At 41.7% G+C, this 24,472-nt stretch carries 16 protein-coding genes; 10 read left to right on the top strand and 6 right to left on the bottom strand.

Features of this window, described 5'->3' with window-relative positions; translation table 11 throughout:
* Positions 1–43 precede the first annotated feature (43 nt).
* Both DYC50_RS00890 and DYC50_RS00885 read left to right on the top strand, forming a co-directional pair.
* The gene (locus tag DYC50_RS00890; protein WP_115248634.1) at positions 44–1,564 is read left to right on the top strand and encodes a sugar ABC transporter ATP-binding protein; all 1,521 of its coding nucleotides are present in this window, start codon (positions 44–46) and stop codon (positions 1,562–1,564) included.
* A gap of 34 nt (positions 1,565–1,598) precedes the next feature.
* On the top strand, positions 1,599–2,555 hold the full coding sequence (locus DYC50_RS00885) for an ABC transporter permease (protein ID WP_115248633.1): 957 nt from the start codon (positions 1,599–1,601) through the stop codon (positions 2,553–2,555).
* 116 nt (positions 2,556–2,671) lie between these two features.
* Here the strand turns inward: DYC50_RS00885 and iolB are convergent, their stop codons facing one another.
* The gene (iolB, locus tag DYC50_RS00880; RefSeq protein ID WP_115248632.1) at positions 2,672–3,496 is read right to left on the bottom strand and encodes a 5-deoxy-glucuronate isomerase; all 825 of its coding nucleotides are present in this window, start codon (positions 3,494–3,496) and stop codon (positions 2,672–2,674) included.
* A 221-nt stretch (positions 3,497–3,717) separates the two neighbouring features.
* Here iolB and DYC50_RS00875 point away from each other — a divergent pair, with 221 nt between their 5' ends.
* The 8 genes from DYC50_RS00875 to DYC50_RS00840 all read left to right on the top strand — a co-directional run bounded on the left by DYC50_RS00875 (position 3,718) and on the right by DYC50_RS00840 (position 17,991).
* On the top strand, positions 3,718–5,232 hold the full coding sequence (locus DYC50_RS00875) for a CoA-acylating methylmalonate-semialdehyde dehydrogenase (RefSeq protein ID WP_115248631.1): 1,515 nt from the start codon (positions 3,718–3,720) through the stop codon (positions 5,230–5,232).
* A 354-nt stretch (positions 5,233–5,586) separates the two neighbouring features.
* The gene (gene rpoB, locus DYC50_RS00870) at positions 5,587–9,615 is read left to right on the top strand and encodes a DNA-directed RNA polymerase subunit beta (protein WP_115248630.1); all 4,029 of its coding nucleotides are present in this window, start codon (positions 5,587–5,589) and stop codon (positions 9,613–9,615) included.
* A 98-nt stretch (positions 9,616–9,713) separates the two neighbouring features.
* The gene (gene rpoC / locus DYC50_RS00865) at positions 9,714–13,976 is read left to right on the top strand and encodes a DNA-directed RNA polymerase subunit beta' (protein WP_115248629.1); all 4,263 of its coding nucleotides are present in this window, start codon (positions 9,714–9,716) and stop codon (positions 13,974–13,976) included.
* Between the two features lie 353 nt (positions 13,977–14,329).
* Entirely contained in the window at positions 14,330–14,887 is a 558-nt protein-coding gene (locus DYC50_RS00860) for an acetate uptake transporter (RefSeq protein ID WP_115248628.1), read from the top strand.
* Between the two features lie 172 nt (positions 14,888–15,059).
* Positions 15,060–15,884, top strand: coding sequence for an NAD(+) diphosphatase (nudC, locus tag DYC50_RS00855; RefSeq protein WP_115248627.1), 825 nt, complete (start codon positions 15,060–15,062; stop codon positions 15,882–15,884).
* An 11-nt stretch (positions 15,885–15,895) separates the two neighbouring features.
* The gene (gene hemE, locus DYC50_RS00850; RefSeq protein WP_115248626.1) at positions 15,896–16,960 is read left to right on the top strand and encodes a uroporphyrinogen decarboxylase; all 1,065 of its coding nucleotides are present in this window, start codon (positions 15,896–15,898) and stop codon (positions 16,958–16,960) included.
* Positions 16,961–16,969: 9 nt separating this feature from the next.
* Entirely contained in the window at positions 16,970–17,560 is a 591-nt protein-coding gene (locus tag DYC50_RS00845; RefSeq protein WP_115248625.1) for a YjaG family protein, read from the top strand.
* A gap of 158 nt (positions 17,561–17,718) precedes the next feature.
* A complete protein-coding gene (locus DYC50_RS00840; RefSeq protein WP_115248624.1) occupies positions 17,719–17,991 on the top strand; it encodes an HU family DNA-binding protein in 273 nt (90 codons plus the stop codon).
* A gap of 137 nt (positions 17,992–18,128) precedes the next feature.
* Here the strand turns inward: DYC50_RS00840 and ilvA are convergent, their stop codons facing one another.
* The 5 genes from ilvA to ilvG form a co-directional block, all read right to left on the bottom strand.
* Positions 18,129–19,676, bottom strand: coding sequence for a threonine ammonia-lyase, biosynthetic (ilvA, locus tag DYC50_RS00835; RefSeq protein WP_115248623.1), 1,548 nt, complete (start codon positions 19,674–19,676; stop codon positions 18,129–18,131).
* Between the two features lie 10 nt (positions 19,677–19,686).
* Positions 19,687–20,364 carry a DUF1345 domain-containing protein gene (locus tag DYC50_RS00830; protein WP_103855936.1) on the bottom strand — a complete coding sequence of 226 codons (678 nt, stop codon included), beginning with the start codon at positions 20,362–20,364 and terminating at the stop codon, positions 19,687–19,689.
* A gap of 92 nt (positions 20,365–20,456) precedes the next feature.
* Complete coding sequence (ilvD, locus tag DYC50_RS00825) at positions 20,457–22,298, bottom strand: dihydroxy-acid dehydratase (protein ID WP_115248622.1); 1,842 nt, start codon at positions 22,296–22,298, stop codon at positions 20,457–20,459.
* 48 nt (positions 22,299–22,346) lie between these two features.
* The gene (gene ilvM / locus DYC50_RS00820) at positions 22,347–22,565 is read right to left on the bottom strand and encodes an acetolactate synthase 2 small subunit (RefSeq protein ID WP_115248621.1); all 219 of its coding nucleotides are present in this window, start codon (positions 22,563–22,565) and stop codon (positions 22,347–22,349) included.
* Positions 22,566–22,590: 25 nt separating this feature from the next.
* Entirely contained in the window at positions 22,591–24,237 is a 1,647-nt protein-coding gene (gene ilvG / locus DYC50_RS00815; protein WP_115248620.1) for an acetolactate synthase 2 catalytic subunit, read from the bottom strand.
* Between the last annotated feature and the right edge of the window lie 235 nt (positions 24,238–24,472).

Below are 24,472 nucleotides of genomic sequence, written 5' to 3'. Positions count from 1 at the left end.
CCTTCCTTTTCTGAAATTCCTTTAATTCGTTTAGGTGTCAATAATGAATATTTCAACAAATTCATCAAATTATATTTTAGAAATGAATAATGTTTCTAAAACATTTCCTGGTGTGAAGGCATTAGACGGCATTAACCTAAAAGTTAAACGTGGCAGTGTACACGCTTTAATGGGGGAAAATGGTGCTGGGAAATCTACGTTAATGAAAATTCTTTATGGAATTTATACTCCAGATCCTGGAAGTGAAATATTTTTGAGCGGTAAGCCGTTTAATCCATCTCGTCCAATTGATGCCATCCGTAAAGGATTAACAATGGTTCCGCAAGAAATTTCCCCAGCTGCTAATTTAACCATTGCAGATAACTTTTACTTAGGTCGAGAATTAACTAAGGGAAAATTTTTCTTAGATCAAAAAGAAATGAATGAGAAAGCGGCCAAGATTCTAGATGGGCTAGGTATCCCTATGGATGTAACCGTTAAAATGTCCGAGGTTTCGGTGGCCAAAGCTCAACTTGTAGCGATTGCAACAGCAGTTTCTAATAATGCGAAAGTCATCATTATGGATGAACCTACCACTTCTTTAACTGAAACTGAAGTTGATCAGCTATATAAAATTATTGAAACAGTTAAGAATCATGGTATTTCAGTTATTTTTATTTCACATAAATTAGATGAAGTATTCCGAGTTTCTGATGACATTACAGTAATTCGAGATGGGCAATATGTTGGGACTAAACCAGCTTCAGAAGTAACGAAAGATGAGCTAATTTCAATGATGGTTGGACGCGATATGTCCGAAATGTTTCAAAGAGAACGAGTGGATATTTCAGATAAAGTTATTTTAGAGGTTAAAAATCTTACCCGTTCAGGCGTGTATCAAGATATTAATTTTAAAATTCATAAAGGTGAAATTTTTGGTATTGCTGGATTAGTTGGTGCAGGAAGAACTGAGGTTGTGGAGGCCTTGTTTGGTTATAAGCCAGCAGAAAGTGGAGAATTTTATATTCATGGTAATAAAGTTGAAATAAAAAATCCAGTTGATGCAATGAAGTACAAAATAGGTTTTGTTACGGAAGATAGAAAATTAACGGGGTTATTTCTTAATTTGAGCATTACAGACAATATGATCATGCCCAAAATGTCTCCTTACTTAGAAAATTTTTTAATCTCAATTACTAGAGCTCAAGAGACAGCTATTGAGCAAAAAGATAAATTGAAAATCAAAGCCCCTAATGTTGAGGTTATCACGAATAATCTTTCAGGAGGAAATCAGCAGAAAGTTTTATTAGCGCGTTGGTTATTGTTAGAACCCGATATTTTAATACTGGATGAGCCAACAAAAGGCATTGATGTAGGAGCGAAAGCGGAGCTTTATAAATTAATGGTTGAGTTAGCTAAACAAGGTAAAACAATCATTATGATTACCTCAGATATGCTTGAATTATTGTCAATGAGTGATCGAGTAATGGTTATGCATGAAGGAAAGCAGGTTGGGATCATTCCACGACAAGGATTGTCTCAAGAACGAGTTTTAGAAATGGCTTCTGGCTTGACTCATAACTAGTCTTTTTATCGTATGTATATGTGAGGAATTTATTATGTCTAGTAGTACAATTAAAAAATTGCTAAATACTTATGGAATGGTATTTATCTTAATTGCTTTATTTTTGGCGTTATCAGTTTCAATAGATGGATTTTTTTCCGCAAGAACTGTTTGGAGTATTATAGAACAAGTTTCAATGTTTGGTATCATTGCCATTGGTGTAACATTCGCAATTATTACCACAGGGATTGATTTATCTTCGGGTTCTATTGTTGCTCTTACTTCTGTTGTTGCAGCATCAGTTGTGACAGGTGGAGATGCAGTCAGTGCAGCATTTTTAGCTTTTGCATTATCTATATTGTTGGGGGCGTTACTTGGTGCAATTAATGGTGGATTAACAGCTATTGGCTCTATTCCTCCTTTTATCGCCACTCTTGGAATGATGATCATTGCGCGTGGTGCGGCTCAACTTTATTCTGATGGGAGACCGATAGATGCTTCATCGGAAGCTTTTACTTGGATTTCTGATGTGAGTTTCTTTGGGTTACCTGGGTTGGTGATTCTATATATTCTTGTTGTAATTGGATCTCATATTTTATTAAGTCGATCTACATTTGGACGTCATGTTTATGCTGTTGGTGGTAATTTAAATGCAGCTAAAATTTGTGGGATAAACACTACAAAAACATTAATTTGGGTGTATGTTCTTGCTGGAGCATTATCAGGATTAGCAGGAGCAATGCTAGCAGCTCGTACTTATGCAGGAAATCCGTCATATGGATTGGCGTGGGAGCTTGATGCCATTGCAGCTGCAGTTATCGGAGGTGTTTCTCTTAGCGGAGGTATTGGAACTATCCCAATGTGTGTGATTGGAGCATTGATCATTGGTACAACAAATAAAGGTCTAAATATGTTGGGAGTAGATCCATACTGGCAACAGATTGTTAAAGGCTTGATTATTGTCGTAGCCGTATTGATTGATACCTTAAAAAGACGTAAAAAAGGCAGATAAAGAGAAAGACTTAAAAGAAAATGGCTTACATTGGTATTATCAAGTAAGCCATTTTTATACTTTTTATAAAATATAAGCCAGCAATTTTGCTGGCTGTATTGTTAAAGACAAATGCGCTATGCCTCAAATTTATGTGCATATTCTTCAGTATTAATCCACTGATGATCTTTTTCCCAGGTAAAACGCCATTTCCGAACAGGGCCAGCCATCACATTTAAATAGTAGTTATTATAACCAGCTATTGTGGCAACTGGATGATATCCTTTTGGCACTTTGACAACATCACCATCGTAAACCGCCATACATTCATCTAAGCTACGATCATCTGTATAAACCCGTTGAAGACAAAATCCTTGACTTGGTTCAAAGCGGTGGTAGTAGGTTTCTTCTAGATAGGTTTCAGTTTCACTGTTTTTTTGATCGTGTTTATGGCTTGGGAAAGAACTCGTGTTTCCTTCATCGGTAAATACTTCAACGACAAGTAACGCATCGGCAGCTTCAGTTTCTGGAAGAATGTTGTGTACAAGGCGCTTATTATTACCATATCCACGTTTTTCTACGCCGACATCCTCAGGTTTAATCAGTCTTGTTGGAAGAGTACCTTGACTTGGCGCTCTACAAATTGCAATTTCTGTTTCAGTTTCTGCTTTAATGAAAACTTCTTTGTTATGAGGAACATAAAGCGCATAAGGTGGGATTCGTTCAAAAGGCGTTGCCCTATTCCCTATTTTAGAAAAGACTTGTCCTTCGGTCTCGAAAGTTGCGTAGCCAGAAACCATAACGAAACAGATTTCAGTTCCTTCTGTTTTAATATGATATGACATATCCTTGGACAGGTGGAGTAATTCAAATCCAACATACTCCCAGCTAGCATTTTCTGGAGTAATTTGTTGGCGAAGCCCATTGGTAATATTTTTTGATTTTGCTAATAATTTACTCATAACAAACCTCTTTGTTTTGTGGGAAATGTGAGATATAGAGAAACTAGAGTATAGGTTAGAAGTGCTGGATAGTGAACTTTGTATTGTTAAAGATGTAGCCTAGATCACAAAATGAAATAAAAAATAATTTTTAAGTTAGGTTTAAATTGAAATTTTTATTTCAAAATAGTATGTTTACCTATACTAGTAACCTAATTAATATCAACCGAGTGAGGATAATTATGAAACCAGTTATTCCAAATTTTATCAATGGCCGCCTTGTGGAAAGCAATAGCCAAAGAACAGCGTTTGTTTATAATCCAGCAACTGGAGAACAAACAAAACAAGTTAAATTAAGTACAACAAGTGAGATGGAACAAGCTATTGGGGCAGCACAAGAGGCATTCTATGATTGGTCTCAGCAATCACCATTACGCAGAGCAAGAGTATTATTTAAATTTAAAACTTTGTTAGAAGAACATTTCGATGAATTGGCTCGCCTAATTACTAATGAGCATGGAAAGATTTATTCCGATTCTGTTGGTGAATTAACACGAGGGTTGGAAGTTGTTGAATTTGCAACAGGTATTCCACACTTATTAAAAGGTGAGTATTCAGCAAATGTTGGAAGAGGGATTGATAGCTTTTCTATTATGCAACCATTAGGTGTTGTTGCAGGAATTACACCTTTTAATTTTCCAGCCATGGTTCCAATGTGGATGTTCCCTGTTGCTTTAGCTTGTGGTAATACGTTTGTTTTAAAACCATCAGAAAAAGATCCTTCACTTTCTATTCGCTTAGCCGAGTTATTAAAAGAAGCGGGATTACCCGATGGGGTATTTAATGTTGTTCAAGGTGATAAAGAAGTTGTAGATGTATTGCTAAAAGATCCTAGAGTTCAAGCAGTAAGTTTCGTTGGTTCAACCCCAATCGCCCAATATATTTATGAAACGGGATCTACCTATGGAAAACGTGTACAAGCACTTGGAGGGGCAAAAAATCACGCATTGATTATGCCAGATGCAGATATTGAAACAACAGCAAATGCACTATTAGGGGCAGCTTTTGGTGCTGCAGGTGAGCGCTGCATGGCATTATCCGTTGCTGTTACTATTGATGATAATTATGCTGACCTTTTGGTTAAGAATTTAGCACCTAAAGTAGAGGCGTTACGTATCGGGCCAGGTGTTTTGCCTGAAGGTGAAAAAGAAAATGATATGGGGCCTTTAATTTCTAAAGAACATTTGAACAAAGTCTCTAGTTATGTTGATTCAGGAGTTACTGAGGGTGCAAAACTCGTTGTTGATGGTCGACATTACAAAGTAGCAGGACACGAAGATGGCTATTTTATCGGCGGCAGTTTGTTTGATCATGTCACACCAGATATGACTATTTATAAAGAAGAAATTTTTGGTCCAGTTCTTGCCATTGTTCGCGCTAAAAATTACCAAGAAGCAATTAATCTGATCAATGCACATCAATATGGTAATGGTAGTGCAATATTTACGAGTGATGGTGACGCTGCGCGCCAATATAGCCATGATGTTAAAGCTGGTATGGTTGGTATTAATATCCCAATTCCAGTTCCTATGGCATTCCATTGCTTTGGTGGCTGGAAAGCTTCTATTTTTGGGCCACTCAATGCGTATGGACCTGACGGTGTTCGCTTCTATACAAGAATGAAAACAGTAACTAGCCGCTGGCCTAACAATAAAGTAAGAGATGGTGGCGCTGCTTTTAGTATGCCAACATTGTAATGATTATCTTTCAAGATAATTTGTATAAAGCCCGTTTTAATCAGAAACGGGTTTTTTATATCCGAATTATTTGAAATGTAAATTGACTTTATCTTGCGAGATATTATATAATAACCAGCCATTTTTAATTCACAAACCTTTTTGGATTAAAAATATACTGAATAATCACCGTTTTGTTGCGTGAATCAGGCTAGTTTTCTGGTAGTTTGATGGCAACCCGCTCATCAGAAGTAAGGTTCAGAGTGCGGTATCTGAAAACGGATTCATCATTGATATGATAAAAATGCGTGAAAAAATCACCGCACTTTTCTTTTATATCAACTCGGTCTCACTAAAATTTACTGAGGAAAACCAATGGGTTACTCCTATACTGAGAAAAAACGTATTCGTAAAGACTTCGGCAAACGTCCGCAAGTTTTAAATGTACCTTATTTATTAACTATTCAACTTGATTCTTTCGATAAATTTATCCAAAGAGATCCAGATGGTCAGCAAGGCTTAGAAGCAGCATTCCGTTCTGTATTTCCCATTGTCAGCAACAATGGCAATACGGAATTACAATATGTGAGCTATCGCTTAGGCGAGCCAGTATTTGATGTGCGTGAATGTCAAATTCGCGGCACCACTTATGCTGCGCCATTGCGTGTGAAATTACGTCTTGTTAGCTATGACAAAGATGCCGCGCCAGGCACAATTAAAGATATTAAAGAACAAGAAGTTTATATGGGTGAAATCCCATTAATGACAGATAATGGAACATTTGTGATTAATGGTACTGAGCGTGTAATCGTTTCGCAATTACACCGTAGCCCAGGCGTATTCTTTGATAGCGACAAAGGTAAAACGCACTCATCAGGGAAAGTGCTTTATAACGCACGTATTATTCCTTACCGTGGTTCTTGGTTAGATTTTGAGTTTGATCCAAAAGATAACTTATATGCACGTATTGACCGCCGCCGTAAATTACCGGCAACCATTATTTTGCGTGCATTAAACTATACAACAGAAGAAATTTTAGACTTATTCTTCGATAAAGTTGTTTTCCAAATTGAAGATAACAAATTATTAATGACCTTAGTGCCAGAAAGATTGCGTGGTGAAACGGCAACTTTCGATATTGTGGCAAATGGAAAAACTTATGTTGAAGTCGGTCGCCGTATTACTGCTCGTCATATCCGCGCCCTTGAAAAAGACAATGTGACTCAGGTTGAAGTGCCAACAGAATACATTGTGGGTAAAGTGGCAGCGAAAGATTATGTTGATCTTGAAACTGGCGAAGTGATTTGTCCTGCCAATGGTGAAATTACGCTAGAGATTTTAGCGAAACTCGCTCAAGCAGGTTACAAAACGATCGAAACTCTATTTACTAACGATTTAGACTACGGTCCGTATATTTCAGATACTTTACGCGTAGATCCAACTACTGATCGCTTAAGTGCATTAGTTGAAATCTATCGTATGATGCGTCCAGGTGAGCCGCCAACAAAAGAAGCGGCAGAAGGTTTATTTGATAACCTGTTCTTCTCACCAGATCGCTATGATTTATCTGCGGTAGGTCGTATGAAATTCAACCGCTCTTTAGGCATTGAAGAAACCACTGGCAGCGGCATTTTAAGCAAAGAAGATATCGTTAATGTAATGCGTAAATTAATCGATATCCGTAACGGCCGTGGTGAAGTTGATGATATTGACCACTTAGGTAACCGCCGTATTCGTTCAGTAGGTGAAATGGCAGAAAACCAATTCCGTATTGGTTTAGTGCGTGTTGAGCGTGCGGTGAAAGAGCGTCTTTCTTTAGGCGATCTTGAAGCTGTAACTCCACAAGATTTAATCAATGCCAAACCAATTTCGGCAGCGGTGAAAGAATTCTTTGGTTCATCACAACTTTCTCAGTTTATGGATCAAAATAACCCGCTTTCAGAAGTAACCCATAAACGCCGTATTTCAGCCTTAGGGCCAGGTGGTTTAACTCGTGAACGTGCAGGCTTTGAGGTGCGAGATGTTCACGCAACTCACTATGGTCGCGTATGTCCAATCGAAACCCCTGAAGGTCCAAACATCGGTTTGATTAACTCTTTAGCGGTGTATGCGCGTACTAACGATTATGGTTTCTTAGAAACACCATATCGCAAAGTAGTAAACGGCCAAGTTACAGAAGAAATTGAATATTTATCGGCCATTGAAGAAGGCAAATATATTATCGCGCAGGCGAACTCAAACTTAGATGATGAATTACGCTTTACCGATACTTTCGTAACCTGTCGTGGTGAACACGGTGAGTCCGGTTTATATCGTCCAGAAGAAATTCACTATATGGACGTATCCACACAGCAAATTGTTTCTGTGGCGGCAGCACTTATCCCGTTCCTTGAACACGATGATGCGAACCGTGCCTTGATGGGGGCGAACATGCAACGCCAAGCGGTACCAACCTTGCGTGCGGATAAACCATTAGTCGGTACAGGTATGGAAAAACCAGTGGCGTTAGACTCTGGTGTTGCGGTTGTAGCAAAACGTGGTGGAACAATCCAATACGTTGATGCTTCGCGTATCGTTGTAAAAGTAAACGAAGATGAAACCGTTGCAGGTGAAGCAGGTATTGATATTTACAACCTTGTGAAATATACCCGCTCTAACCAAAATACCTGTATTAACCAAATTCCTTGCGTGAAATTAGGTGAGCCAATTGAGCGTGGAGAAATCCTTGCTGATGGCCCTTCAACGGATTTAGGTGAACTTGCCCTTGGTCAAAATATGCGTGTGGCATTTATGCCTTGGAATGGTTATAACTTCGAAGACTCAATGTTAGTGTCTGAGCGTGTGGTGCAAGAAGATCGTTTCACCACTATTCATATTCAAGAGCTTTCTTGTGTGGCGCGCGATACCAAACTTGGTTCTGAAGAAATCACTGCCGATATTCCAAATGTAGGTGAAGCAGCATTAAGCAAACTTGATGAATCAGGGATTGTGTATATCGGTGCGGAAGTAAAAGGCGGCGATATTCTTGTGGGTAAAGTGACACCAAAAGGTGAAACGCAATTAACCCCAGAAGAAAAATTATTACGCGCAATCTTTGGTGAAAAAGCATCTGATGTAAAAGATTCTTCATTACGTGTACCAAACAGCGTATCTGGTACGGTTATTGACGTTCAAGTGTTCACCCGTGATGGCGTAGAAAAAGATAAACGTGCCTTAGAAATCGAAGAAATGCAGTTGAAACAAGCGAAAAAAGATCTTGTGGAAGAATTAGAGATCTTAGAAGCTGGCTTGTTTGCGCGTGTTCGCAACTTATTGATTTCAGGCGGAATGAGCGCTACACAATTAGATCAACTAGAACGCACCAAATGGTTAGAACAAACCCTTTCAGACGAAGCGAAACAAAGCCAGTTAGAGCAATTAGCTGAGCAATATGAAGAACTTCGTAAAGACTTTGAGCATAAACTTGAAGTGAAACGCGGCAAAATTATCCAAGGTGATGATCTTGCACCGGGTGTATTGAAAGTGGTGAAAGTGTACCTTGCGGTGAAACGCCAAATCCAACCAGGGGATAAAATGGCGGGTCGTCACGGTAACAAAGGGGTTATCTCAAAAATCAACCCAGTTGAAGATATGCCGTATGACGAAAATGGTCAGCCAGTAGATATCGTATTGAACCCACTGGGCGTACCTTCGCGTATGAACATCGGTCAGATCCTTGAAACGCACTTAGGTTTAGCGGCGAAAGGAATTGGTGATCAAATTAATGCAATGATCAAACAAAAACAAGATGTTGAGAAATTGCGTGGTTATATCCAAAAAGCCTATGACTTAGGTGGCGGTTCGCAAAAAGTGGATCTTTCAACCTTTACCGATGAAGAAGTAATGCGTTTAGCACAAAACTTACGCAAAGGTTTACCGCTGGCAACGCCAGTATTTGATGGTGCGCACGAAGAAGAAATTAAGGGCTTACTAGAGCTTGGCGGCTTACCAACATCAGGGCAAATTACCCTTTATGATGGTCGCACAGGTGAGAAATTTGAACGTCCAGTAACCGTAGGTTATATGTATATGCTCAAATTGAACCACTTAGTTGATGACAAAATGCACGCGCGTTCAACAGGTTCTTATAGTCTTGTTACGCAGCAACCATTGGGTGGTAAAGCACAGTTCGGTGGTCAGCGTTTCGGTGAGATGGAGGTTTGGGCGCTTGAAGCTTATGGTGCCGCTTACACCTTACAAGAAATGCTTACCGTTAAATCCGATGATGTGAACGGCCGTACGAAGATGTATAAAAACATCGTGAGCGGCAACCAACAAATGGATCCGGGTACACCAGAATCTTTCAACGTAATTATGAAAGAAATTCGTTCACTCGGTATCAACATCGACTTAGACGAAGAATAATCTGATAAGCGAAAGCTAAAGTACGCTCAAGTGCGGTGAAAAAATTCAAAATTTTACACCGCACTTGGATAAGTTTAACTCCGACAGGAGCAAAATCTGTGAAAGACTTAGTTAAGTTTTTAAAAGCACAATCTAAATCCAGCGAAGATTTTGATGTGATCAAAATTGGTTTAGCCTCACCGGATATGATCCGTTCTTGGTCATTTGGTGAAGTTAAGAAACCTGAAACCATCAACTACCGTACGTTTAAACCAGAGCGTGACGGGCTTTTCTGTGCGCGTATTTTCGGGCCAGTAAAAGACTACGAATGTTTATGCGGAAAATATAAACGCTTAAAACACCGTGGGGTAATTTGTGAAAAATGTGGCGTAGAAGTAACACAAGCAAAAGTTCGCCGTGAACGTATGGGGCATATTGAACTTGCTTCACCTGTTGCTCATATCTGGTTCTTAAAATCTTTACCGTCCCGCATCGGCTTATTATTAGATATGCCATTGCGTGATATTGAACGTGTACTTTATTTTGAATCTTACATTGTTACTGAGCCGGGAATGACTGATCTTGAAAAAGGTCAATTATTAACGGAAGAACAATATATGGACGCAGAAGACCGTTGGGGCGATGAATTTGAAGCTAAAATGGGTGCAGAAGCGATCCAAGCGTTATTGCGTGATATGGATCTAGAAGTGGAATGTGAAACCTTGCGTGAAGAGTTGCAAGAAACCAATTCAGAAACCAAACGCAAAAAAATCACTAAGCGCTTAAAATTATTAGAATCTTTCATTCAATCAGGTAATAAACCTGAATGGATGGTGATGACCGTATTGCCAGTGTTACCACCAGATTTACGTCCATTAGTTCCACTTGATGGCGGACGTTTTGCCACTTCAGATTTGAACGATTTATATCGCCGAGTGATCAACCGTAATAACCGTTTAAAACGCTTATTAGACTTGATTGCGCCAGATATTATCGTGCGTAACGAAAAACGTATGTTACAAGAATCTGTTGATGCGTTATTAGATAATGGTCGCCGTGGCCGTGCAATTACCGGTTCTAACCGCCGTCCATTGAAATCACTTGCGGATATGATCAAAGGTAAACAAGGTCGTTTCCGTCAAAACTTATTGGGTAAACGTGTAGATTACTCAGGTCGTTCGGTAATTACCGTAGGGCCATACTTACATCTACATCAATGTGGTTTACCGAAAAAAATGGCGTTAGAATTATTCCGTCCATTTATTTATGCCAAATTAGAAAGCCGTGGCTTTGCAACCACAATCAAGGCTGCGAAGAAAATGGTTGAGCGTGAAGACGCGATTGTATGGGATATTTTGGCAGAAGTAATTCGTGAACACCCAATCCTATTGAACCGTGCGCCAACCTTGCACCGTTTGGGTATTCAAGCCTTTGAACCGATCTTAATTGAAGGTAAAGCGATTCAATTGCACCCATTAGTGTGTGCGGCGTTCAACGCGGACTTCGATGGTGACCAAATGGCGGTTCACGTGCCATTAACCCTTGAAGCACAGCTTGAAGCGCGTGCCTTGATGATGTCAACCAACAACATTCTCTCACCAGCAAATGGTGAGCCGATTATCGTACCATCACAGGACGTTGTATTAGGTCTTTACTATATGACCCGTGATAAAGTGAACGGTAAAGGCGAAGGAATGTTATTGCAAGATCCACGCGAAGCGGAGAAAGCTTATCGTACAGGTCAAGCGGAATTACATTCTCGTGTGAAAGTGCGTATCACAGAATATGTGAAAGATGCCTCTAACGAATTTGTACCGCAAACCAGCCTTGTGGACACCACAATTGGTCGTGCCATTTTATGGATGATCGCACCAAAAGGTATGCCATTTAGCTTGTTCAACCAAACCTTAGGCAAAAAAGCGATTTCAAAATTAATTAACGAAAGCTATCGCCGTTTAGGATTGAAAGCGAGCGTATTGTTTGCTGACCAAATTATGTACACCGGTTTTGCTTATGCTGCACGTTCTGGTTCATCAGTAGGGATTGACGATATGGTGATCCCGGCGAAGAAATATGAAATTATTTCAGCCGCAGAACAAGAAGTCGCAGAAATCCAAGAGCAATTCCAATCAGGTTTGGTAACAGCAGGTGAGCGTTATAACAAAGTAATCGATATTTGGGCAGCGGCGAATGAGCGCGTAGCCAAAGCGATGATGGAAAACCTTTCTCAAGAAGAAGTGGTAAACCGTGAAGGCGAACTAGAGAAACAAGCTTCATTTAACAGCATCTTTATGATGGCAGATTCTGGAGCGCGTGGTTCTGCCGCACAGATTCGTCAGCTTGCAGGTATGCGTGGTTTGATGGCGCGTCCAGACGGCTCAATTATCGAAACACCAATTACCGCAAACTTCCGTGAAGGCTTGAACGTACTTCAGTACTTTATTTCAACCCACGGTGCGCGTAAAGGTTTGGCCGATACGGCATTAAAAACGGCGAACTCTGGTTACTTAACCCGCCGTTTAGTAGATGTGGCACAAGATTTAGTGATCATTGAAGATGACTGTGGCACTTACGAAGGTATCGTAATGACCCCATTAATCGAAGGGGGAGATGTAAAAGAACCTCTGCGTGATCGTGTATTAGGTCGTGTGGCGGCAGAAGACATCTTAAAACCGGGTACAGACGAAGTTTTAATTCCACGTAATACTTTATTAGATGAAAAACTTTGTGATCTGATCGATGAAAATTCCGTAGATAGCATCAAGGTACGCTCTGTTGTAACCTGTGACACTAACTTTGGTGTGTGTGCGAAATGTTACGGACGCGATCTTGCACGCGGACACCTTATCAACCAAGGTGAAGCTGTGGGGGTTATCGCGGCGCAATCAATCGGTGAGCCGGGTACACAGCTAACGATGCGTACGTTCCATATCGGTGGTGCGGCATCTGCGGCAGCGAAAGAATCAAGCATTCAAGTTAAGAATAACGGTACTTTACGTTTAGCCAACGTGAAATTCGTGACGAACAAAGAAGGCAAATTGGTCTTAACTTCACGTAACACTGAATTAACCATTATTGACGCATTTGGCCGTACCAAAGAGCATTATAAAGTGCCTTATGGTGCAGTGTTAAACAAAGCAGATGGTGATGAAGTGAACGCGGGCGAAACCGTAGCGAACTGGGATCCACATACAATGCCTGTGGTTTCTGAAGTATCAGGTTTCGTGAAATTCGTAGATATTACTGACGGTGTAACTGTAACTCGTCAAACTGATGAATTAACTGGTTTATCTTCAATCGTAGTACAAGATGTGGGTGAACGTGCAACAGCAGGTAAGGATTTACGTCCAACCATCAAACTTGTTGATGCGCAAGGCAACGACATTCTTGTTGCAGGTTCGGATATACCAGCACAGTACACCTTGCCAGGTAAAGCGATTGTTACTCTTGAAGATGGTGCGGAAGTTCACGTGGGGGATTCTCTTGCGCGTATTCCACAAGAATCAGCGGGAACAAAAGATATTACCGGTGGTCTTCCACGCGTTGCGGATCTCTTTGAAGCGCGTAAACCGAAAGAGCCTGCAATCCTAGCAGAAATTTCAGGTATTGTTTCCTTTGGTAAAGAAACCAAAGGTAAACGCCGCTTACTCATCACTCCAACTGAGGGCGAAGTGTACGAAGAAATGATTCCAAAATGGCGTCAGCTCAACGTATTTGAAGGTGAAATGGTAGAACGTGGGGATCTCATTTCTGATGGTGCAGAAACGCCACACGATATTTTACGTTTGCGCGGTGTACACGCAGTAACTGATTACATCGTAAACGAAGTGCAAGAAGTTTACCGCTTACAAGGGGTAAAAATTAACGATAAACATATCGAAGTTATCGTACGCCAAATGTTGCGTAAAGCCATCATCACCAACCCTTACGATTCTGAATTCTTAGAAGGTGAGCAAGTGGAAGTGGCACGCGTGAAAATGGTTAATCAAAAACGCGAAGCGGAAGGAAAACCATTGGTGGAATTTGAGCGTGAATTATTGGGTATCACTAAAGCCTCATTGGCAACGGAATCCTTTATTTCCGCCGCATCGTTCCAAGAAACCACTCGTGTGCTTACCGAAGCAGCGGTGGCTGGAAAACGCGATGAATTACGTGGCTTGAAAGAGAACGTTATCGTAGGTCGCTTGATCCCAGCAGGTACAGGTTTTGCGTATCATCAACAACGCCAGAAAAACCGTGCCGCAGGCATCGTTGAACCTGAGCAATTAACCAAAGCATCAACCATTTCTGATGAAGAAATTGCTTCAGAATTTACATTCACCGCAGACGACGCAACCGCAAGTCTTGCTGAAATGTTAAATATGGCAGAAGATGCAGAATAATCATTAGCAAGCAACTCAAAGCCCGAACATCGTGTCGGGCTTTTTTATTTGAGCAAATAAATAAGTGCGGTGAGAAAATTTATAATTTTTTTACCGCGTTTAGCAGAGAAACTGATTTTAATAATGGATTAGTGCGTAAGACAGAAGATATTCAGTGCATTTTGACATTGCATAGTGTTTGGTATGTTTAGTAAAGCACCTAAAGCGCGGTGAGAAAATTTGTAAATTTTTCACCGCACTTAAAAAATCATCTTCGCCAAATTTTTCTGCTTGATTTCTATAAAATCGCTTTATTTTCAAGACAATATCTAGCATAATCCGCGTTCTTATTTTATCTCTTTCTGAGGAATATTATGACAACGCAAACAACTGAAAAATTAGCAAATCCAGGTCCGTTAGGCTTATGCGGTTTTGCATTAACCACATTTTTATTAAGCTTAATTAATGCGGGTATCTTTGATAAACAAGACGGAATTTCTATTGTACTTGCAATGGCATTCGCGTTTGGTGGAACGGCACAATTAATCGCAGGCATTATGGAATACCGCAAAGGCAACACCTTTGGTTTCACTGCCTTTATCAGCTACGGATCATTTTGGTGGTCTTGGGCATTATTCGTACAATTTATGCCAACAGCCAGCCCTGCATTTTTAGGCTGCTATTTAGCCGCGTGGGGAACATTCACCTTAATGATGTTCATCGCCTCTTTCAGCAAACCCAAAGCATTGCGTGTCGTGTTCTTTTTCTTAGTATTAACGTTCTACGCACTAGCTATCGGTGATGGTTTTGGCTATCACGGTTTAGTACAAATCGGCGGCTGCCTAGGCCTAATCACCGCACTCAGCGCTTTCTACCTAGCCGCAGCAGAAATGATTAACGAAAATTTCGGTAGAGAGGTTTTACCGATTTAATATGTAAAAGTAGTGCGGAAACGCACTATTTTTTTGCGTAAATTTTTAATAGTTTTTCATTGATAAAGCGGTAAAATACTCCAAACCCCAATAAGGTTAAACTATTAATCCCCTTAAGCGATTAAACTAACAACCCAAACTAAAGTGCGGTGAAATTTTTATGAGTTTTTCAATGCGACCTGTTGAACCAGCAACACAAGGTGCTTGGCTTTTAACCCAAGGATCGAATATTTTTCTTATCGAGGGAAAATTGCCCGAAGGAAAGGCGGAAGATTTCCAATTAACAGGGCGTTTGGTGATGGAAATCGGGTGTTGGAATGGCGCGCCGCTTTGGCTTGTTGCCGAGCAGGAAGAAGAGCAGGGAGCAGAGCAGGAAGATGGTCGAGAATATACTTCATTGCGTAGCCAACTTCATTTTCCAGAAGTGCAATTTAATTTGCTCAATCGTGGCGTGGAGATTAATCATTTTCTGAAAACCCATCGCTTTTGTGGGAAGTGCGGTTCAAAAATGGCAATGGCAAAAGAAGAATTGGCCGTGCAATGTGAAAATTCCGCCTGTGGATACCGCACTTATCCCGTGATTTGCCCTTCGATTATTGTGGCGGTTCGCCGTGGTAAGCAGATTTTGCTCGCCAATCATCAGCGTCATCAACAGGAAAAAATGTACACCACGTTGGCGGGATTTGTAGAAGTGGGAGAAAGTTTTGAGCAAACCGTGCAACGGGAAGTGTTTGAAGAAACAGGGATTCAGGTGAAAAATATTCGCTATTTTGGCAGCCAGCCTTGGGCATTCCCCAATTCTCAAATGGTGGGATTTTTAGCCGATTATGCCGCGGGGGAAATCCGCTTGCAAGAAGCAGAACTGCAAGATGCCCAATGGTTTGATTATGATAAACCCTTGCCAAATTTGCCGCCACAAGGCACTATTGCGTTGAAATTAATAAATGCCACACTGGCACTTTGTGCCGATGATGATAAAAGTGCGGTAGAAAAATAAAGGAATTTAAGATGTTTGAATTAAAAAATGATCGTTATTTGCGTGCGCTTTTGCGCGAACCTGTGGATATGACCCCCGTTTGGATGATGCGCCAAGCAGGGCGTTATTTGCCAGAATACAAAGCCACGCGTGCGCAAGCAGGGGATTTTATGTCCCTTTGCCGCAATGCTGAGTTGGCTTGCGAAGTAACGCTACAACCTTTACGCCGTTACGATTTAGATGCCGCCATTTTGTTTTCTGATATTCTCACCATTCCTGATGCAATGGGGCTAGGCTTGAGCTTTGGCGCAGGCGAGGGGCCTAAATTTGCGCGTCCTATCGAAAATAAAAGTGCGGTGGAAAATTTGCTAATTCCTGATCCAGAACAAGAATTGCAATATGTGATGAATGCGGTGCGCACCATTCGCCGTGAACTCAAAGGCGAAGTGCCGTTGATCGGATTTTCTGGCAGCCCTTGGACACTTGCCACCTATATGGTAGAAGGGGGCAGTAGCAAGGCTTTCACAAAAATCAAAAAAATGCTTTATACCGATCCACAAACCTTGCATTTGTTACTCGACAAATTAGCGGATTCCGTTGCCCTTTATCTCAATGCACAAATTAAAGCGGGTGCGCAATCGGTGATGATTTTTGATACTTGGGGCGGCGTGCTAGCTCATCGTGAATACCTTGAGTTCTCGTTGCAATATATGCAGAAAATTGTGGAAAATCTCATTCGTCATAATGAAGGACGCAAAGTGCCAGTTACCCTCTTTACCAAAGGTGGCGGCTTATGGTTAGAACATATCGCCAATACTGGTTGTGATGCAGTGGGCTTGGATTGGACGGTGGATCTTGCAGACGCCAAAAAACGTATCGGGCATAAAGTGGCGCTACAAGGCAATATGGATCCTTCCGTGCTTTATGCTTCACCAGCGCGCATTGAGCAAGAAGTGCGGTCGATTTTAGCGGATTTTGGCGAAGGCAGTGGCCACGTTTTCAATCTCGGACACGGTATTCATCAAGATGTGCCAGAAATCAGCCCGAAAATTTTTGTGGACGCAATCCATCAATATTCTCAGCCTTACCACAAATAAGGATAAACAATGCGAAATCCTATTCATAAACGCTTAGAAAATTTAGCTAGTTGGCAACATCTCACTTTTATGGCGTGCCTGTGTGAGCGAATGTTGCCGAATTTTCAGCTTTTTTGCCAAGTTACGGAACAGCCCGCGCAAAGCAGAATTTATCAAAATATTCTAAATTTAACCTGGGAATATTTAACCGTGAAAGATGCCCACATCAATTTTGATAATCAGCTCGAAAAATTTGAGGCAATTATCCCTGATGTGAACAATTATGATTTTTACGGCGTTGTGCCAGCGATTGAGGCCTGCGAAGCACTTTCTGAATTATTGCATAGCCTAATTGCAGGTGAAACCTTAGAGCACGCCGTACAAGTGAGTTTGATTTCTTTACAAACTGTTATCGGATTATTGGAAACCAATTTAGACCGCGAATTATCCGAGCAAGAACTCAAAGCAAGTGAAGAAATTGAACAAGAATTAGATGTGCAATGGCAGATCTACCGTGCGCTGCGAGAGTGCGAAGAACGCGATGTTTCCTTGATTTTAGCCCTTAAAAATGAAATTCGCGCAGAAGGAATCTCAAATATTGGTATAGAAATTAGTCAATAATGTGATTTAGATTACATTTTTGCTATTTATTGCTTTGCTTTATATAGAAGTTGATTTATTCTTTACCACACTGTGCATACAGTATTTATTATTGACTTAGGCGTTAGGCGTATCCTAACACTCTTAATTTAATCAAAAAATAGAGAAGGTACTAATTTATGAACAAAACGGATTTAATTGATGCAATTGCAAGTGCAGCAGAGTTAAACAAAAAACAAGCTAAAGCAGCGTTAGAAGCAACTCTAGCTGCGATTGAAGCAAGCTTAAAAGCGGGTGATGCTGTTCAGCTAATCGGCTTCGGTACATTCAAAGTAAGCGAGCGTAAAGCACGCACAGGACGTAACCCACAAACTGGTGCGGAAATCCAAATCCCAGCATCTAAAGTACCTGCGTTCGTTGCTGGTAAAGCATTAAAAGACGCGTTGAAATAATTTATTGTTTGATTTAAATATTCTATTTTAATCTGCTCTTTAAAGTTAAGTTTTTTAAAGAGCAGATTTTTTTATTAAAAATAATGAAAAAACCACCGCACTTTCGTTGCGGTGGTTTTTCTTTTTTGTGTTTTAACTTATCCCAAAAAATACTTATACGCTGGGCTGTTGGTAACGTCTTGATAAGTATAGGCTAATTCTTCCAAATGGGCGTTGAAGCGAATTTCATCGTTTTCATCTAATTGGAAGCCTGCAAGCACATTGCCGTAGTCTGCGCCGTGGGCGCGGTAGTGGAACAGTGAGATGTTCCAGTGCGTGCCTAGCATTTCAAGGAATTTAAGTAACGCACCTTTTTGTTCTGGAAACTCAAAGCTGTATAAGCGTTCTTTGGCTTTACTTGATGAGCGTCCGCCGATCATATAGCGAATGTGAGTTTTCGCTACATCATCATCAGAGAGATCCATCACGGAATAGCCGTGCTGTTGCAACTGCGCGATGATTTCATTTTTCTCATCTTCACCACGAATTCTCACTCCGACAAAAATGCAAGCTTGTGCTTGATCCGCATAGCGGTAGTTAAATTCCGTAACGGCACGATCGCCAAGCAAATGGCAGAAACGTAAGAAGCTGCCTTTTTCTTCAGGAATGGTTACCGCAAGCATTGCTTCGTGTTTTTCACCGATTTCGCAACGCTCAGATACATAACGCAATGTGTGGAAATTCAGGTTGGCGCCCGATAAAATATTCACCAAGGTTTCCCCTTGAATATTATTTTCTTTGACGTATTTTTTTAGCCCTGCCAGCGAAACTGCCCCTGACGGCTCTGCAATTGCGCGTACATTTTCAAAAATATCTTTCATTGCGGCACAAATTTCATCGCCGTCCACCAGCACCACATCATCAAGATATTGCTGGCATAAGCGGAAAGTCTCATCGCCAATGCGTTTTACTGCCACGCCATCGGCAAATAAGCCCACTCGCTCTAAATCCACTGGTTGCCCCGCTTTTAAGGCGTGATACAGGCAAGCTGAATCTTTGCTTTCCACTCCGATTACTTTAATTTCTGGCATTAATTGTTTGATTAGCACGGCAACCCCTGCGGCTAAGCCGCCCCCGCCCACTGGCACAAAAACGCGGTCGATGTTGGACGATTGTTGTAACAATTCAAGTGCCAATGTCCCTTGTCCTGCGATCACTAAAGGGTGATCGAAAGGGGGAATAAACGTCATATTTTTAGTTTTAGAAAGTTCAATTGCCTTGCCTTTGGCTTCATCAAAGTTTGCTCCGTAAAGTAGCACTTCACCCCCAAAACGGCGCACCGCATCTACTTTAATGCTCGGCGTATTTTGTGGCATCACGATTAATGCTTTCAAGCCCAGTAATTTGGCGGATAGTGCCACACCCTGCGCGTGGTTGCCCGCAGAAGCCGCAATCACGCCAGCTTGGCGTTGTTCATCATTTAAGGCGGCGATCATTGCATAAGCGCCACGCAATTTAAAGCTATGCACAGGCTGGCGATCTTCACGCTTAATTAAAACCTGATTGTGCAACCGTGCGGAAAGTTTATCCATCGGTTGCAAAGGGGTTGTTTGCGCGGCTTGATACACCACAGATCCCAGTTTCAAAATGGTTTTTAAATAATCATCTCCGCTCGGAGTGGGATTGTTAAATGCAAGGGTTGTCATTTTATTATCCTTAAATAAAACCAGAAATAATGTTAATTAATAAGGAAAGCACGGTTACGTTGAAAATAAAGGCGACAATGCTGTGAATTCCGCCCAAAATTCGCCCCGCTCTTGAAGAAAACATCACATCGGCCGTTTGTGCTGATGTGCCGATAATCAAGGCGGTGTAGATAAAATCATAGTAATTTGGCTCGGTTTGATAGCCATTTTGCCCATTGCTTTGTGGAATTTGCAGTGGCATTGGTTCACCGCTAACTTTCGCGTGATAGAACAAATGAGCATAGCGAATAGCAAACAGAATATGGATCACCAACCAAGAAAGGAAAATGGAAATAATCGCTAAAGTGATATGCCACGCTTTTTCCATTGGCGGAAGATTTTGCGCAATGCTCACTAAGCGAACCAATGCCACAATACAAGCACCGATAATCACGCTCACGATGATGAACATTGCTTTTGTCCCTGCTTGGCGCTCTTGTAGCACTGCGGTCATCTGCTCGCGATGACGATGCTGTTGGCGAATTGTCCAAAATGTCCAAAATAAATATAGGCTCATTCCCATATCCCAAGAATAAATGAGATCGGTACTAATATCGCCTTGCGAGAGTAGGCGAAATGCCATAAAAGAGAGAACCACCAAGATCAAACTGGTGAAAAATTTAATATGCTGTTTTAGCATTTTTTGCATTTTGCTTTCCTTGTATGCCTAAATTTAGGCAGAAATTATAAAAATTCGCGAAAAAACGACCGCACTTTGATTTACAGGTGCGGCCATTTTATTTAGTCGCTTAATTTGGAGCGATCTCGTACCGCGCCTTTATCCGCTGAAGTGGCGAAATAGCCGTACATTTTGAGTGCGAAAGACACTTCACGCTGACGATTTGCTGGCTTCCAGCCTTTCGCATCTTGTTCTGCGCGGCGTGCGCTTAATTCTTGTTCCGATACCATTAATTGGATTGAGCGATTTGGAATATCGATCTCAATGGTATCGCCGTCTTTCACCAAGCCGATTGTCCCGCCTGCCGCGGCTTCTGGCGAGCAGTGTCCGATAGATAAGCCTGAAGTACCGCCAGAAAAACGGCCGTCAGTTAATAACGCACAGGCTTTGCCTAAGCCCATTGATTTTAAATAGCTGGTTGGGTAAAGCATTTCTTGCATACCCGGCCCGCCTTTTGGCCCTTCGTAACGAATGACCACAACGTGTCCTGCTTGCACTTTGCCGCCAAGAATGCCGTTTACCGCATCTTCTTGGCTTTCAAAGACAATGGCTTTGCCGGTGAATTTTAAGATGGATTCATCAACGCCCGCGGTTTTAACGATACAGCCGTCCAAGGCGATATTGCCGGAAAGCATTGCTAATCCGCCGTCTTGGCTATAAGCAAAGGCTTTACTACGAATACAACCGTTCTCGCGATCGTCATCAAGGCTGTCCCAACGGCAATCTTGTGAGAAGGCTTGAGTGGTGCGAATACCCGCAGGCCCTGCACGATAGAATTCACGAATGGATTCATCTTGAGTGAGCATAATGTCGTATTTGGCAATTTGCTCAGCTAGGCTTAAACCTAATACGGTGCGAGTTTGGTTATCAAGCAATCCTGCACGATCTAACTCGCCTAAAATTGCCATAATTCCACCCGCTCTATGTACATCTTCCATATGATATTTGGCAGTGTTCGGCGCTACTTTACTTAAACAAGGCACGCGGCGAGAAAGTCTGTCAATGTCTGCCATAGTGAAATCCACTTCCGCTTCTTGCGCTGCGGCCAATAAATGCAATACGGTATTGGTTGAGCCGCCCATTGCAATATCTAAGCTCATTGCATTTTCAAATGCAGGTTTAGTGGCGATGGAACGTGGCAATACGGATTCATCATCTTGCTGATAATATTTTTGGCAAAGTTCAACAATTTGTTTGCCCGCATCTAAGAATAACTGTTTACGATCTTTGTGGGTTGCCAAGCAAGAACCGTTACCCGGCAGGCTTAAGCCTAAGGCTTCGGTTAAACAGTTCATTGAGTTTGCGGTGAACATTCCTGAACAAGAACCACAAGTTGGGCAGGCTGAACGCTCAATGGCTTCTACATCAGAATCTGACACATTTTTATCCGCACTTTGCACCATAGCGTCCACCAAATCTAACTTGATGATTTGATCAGAAAGTTTGGTTTTTCCCGCTTCCATCGGGCCGCCAGAAACAAAAATTGTTGGAATGTTCAAGCGCAGCGCGGCCATCAACATTCCCGGGGTGATTTTATCGCAGTTAGAAATACACACCATTGCGTCTGCACAATGAGCATTTACCATATATTCCACACTGTCGGCGATTAAATCGCGAGAAGGCAAGGAATACAGCATTCCGCCGTGTCCCATTGCGATGCCATCATCAACGGCAATGGTGTTAAATTCTTTTGCTACACCGCCGGCTTGCTCAATTTGTTGCACCACTAATTGTCCAATATCTTTTAGGTGAACGTGGCCCGGTACAAATTGGGTGAAAGAATTGACTACGGCGATAATCGGCTTACCAAAATCATTTTCTTTCATTCCTGTGGCGCGCCATAACGCGCGCGCCCCTGCCATATTGCGACCTTGTGTGCTGGTCGCGGAACGTAATTTAGGCATAATCTCTCCAACTTTTATTCATTTAAACTTCTCATTCGCAGCGAATGTTTACTTTAATTCCAACACATCTGGCAATTTAACTAATTGATTTACCAATAATTCCACCGCTCTTTCACTTTGCACTACAACGTGCAAGGTGATTTCTTGTTGTTGGCTTTCAGTTTGTAATTTAATCACTTCAAAACCGCGATGACGCATTACGCGTAATAAACGCTCTAAGGTTTCTGGGCGTCTGTTGGCGCGGATTAATAATTCATACTGTTGCATAATTTTCCCCACAATTCCTTTTCTATTATTCTTCAAGCATATCCACGTTACAGGCATTTGGTGGCACAAGTGGCCACACGTTTTCTTCTGCTGGGATACAAATATGTAATAAATAAGCGCCTTCCGCTTGGAATAAGCGATCTAATGCCGCTTGCACTTCTTCGCCAGATTCAATCCGCTCGCCTTTAATATCAAAGGCGGATGCAAGTGTCACGAAATCAGGGTTGTCATCTAAAATCGTATTACTATGGCGCGCTTGGAAGAATAGGGTTTGCCATTGACGCACCATTCCTAAGCGTTGGTTGTCTAATAAAATGATTTTTACCGGCGTTTTGCCACGTTTAATTGTGCCGAGTTCCTGCACATTCATCATTAATGACCCATCACCGGTGATTAAAATGACATCATCATTTGGACGAGCTTTCTGCGCGCCAATCGCCGCTGGCAAGCCAAAGCCCATTGAACCAAAGCCTGCTGAAGTGATGAAATTTTCAGGCGCATAATGTTTCATATGCTGTGCTGACCACATTTGATGTTGCCCCACATCAGTAACTACAATGGCGTTTTTCGCTTTTTGGTTAGAAACCGTGTTAAGCAACCACCAAGGGTTAATGGGTTGTTTGCCTTGATTTTCAGCATAACGGAAATCAAAATCTTGTTTTAACTTATTGATTTCTTTATGCCAATCTGCCAAATCTAATTTCATTGTTAAGGCACGGAAAACTTCGCTTAAATCACCACGCAACGCCACATCTGGACGGCGTAATTTGCCTAATTCTGCCACATCAATATCACAATGAATCACTTTAGCGTGCGGTGCAAAGGTGTCTAATTTGCCCGTTACACGATCGTCAAACCGCGCGCCAAACACTAATAATAAATCCGATTCTTGTGTAGCTAAATTGGCGGCTTTGGTGCCGTGCATACCAATCATTCCCATATAATAAGGGGTTTCAGGCAAAATTGCGCCCAAGCCTTTTAAGGTGGAAATACTTGGAATTTCTGTGGTGGCTAAAAACTCACGCAAGGCTGGTACGGCGTTCGCCATTCCCACTCCACCGCCAACATACACCACTGGGCGTTTGGCATTTTTCAATAATTCCACCGCTTTTTCCAATTCTGCAGGATTAAGTGCGGTCGGTTTTTCCACAGGAAGCGTGAAAGGTTGCAAATCGGTTTCGGCAAATTGCACATCTTTTGGAATATCAATAAGCACAGGGCCAGGGCGACCACTTTGTGCAATTTGGAACGCTTTGGCGATAATTTCTGGCAATTCATCAATACTTTGCACAATAAAACTATGCTTCGTACAAGCAAGGGATAAGCCCAGAACATCGGCTTCTTGGAAAGCATCTGTACCAATCAATGGCGAAGCAACTTGCCCGGTGATGGCCACCACAGGAATGGAATCCATTAAGGCATCGCCTAATCCTGTGATTAAATTGGTTGCCCCTGGGCCTGATGTGGCGATACACACCCCGGTTTTCCCACTGGCTCTGGCATAGCCAATGGCTGCCATTGCCGCGCCTTGCTCATTGCGACAGAGCAAATGCTCCAAACCCGAATCATAAATGGCATCATAAACTGGCATTATCGCCCCACCTGGATAGCCAAATACAATATCCACATTGTGTGCTTTCAAGCACTCCGTTACTAATCTTGCACCGTTCATATTCCACCTTTCTGGTTATTAATCGCTATAAAAAAAGCCTCTCGAAGATCTCTGCGAGGGGCTTTCTATATACAAATTGAGTTATAAATTTATTCTATTTGTTAGCAAGCCAAAACCCCGCAGTGTTCACCACCACGAGGTTAATAATAATGCCAATAAGAGAATAAAGTTTTGTCATTGTCTGAATCCGATTTAAGCATTCCGCTTTTAATGCTGTTATTGATACCACATTCAA

The organism is Avibacterium avium, from assembly GCF_900454535.1.
Lineage (GTDB): Bacteria > Pseudomonadota > Gammaproteobacteria > Enterobacterales > Pasteurellaceae > Avibacterium > Avibacterium avium.
The sequence above is the reverse complement of the archived record's forward strand: the minus strand, read 5'-3'. Positions and strand labels throughout refer to the sequence as shown.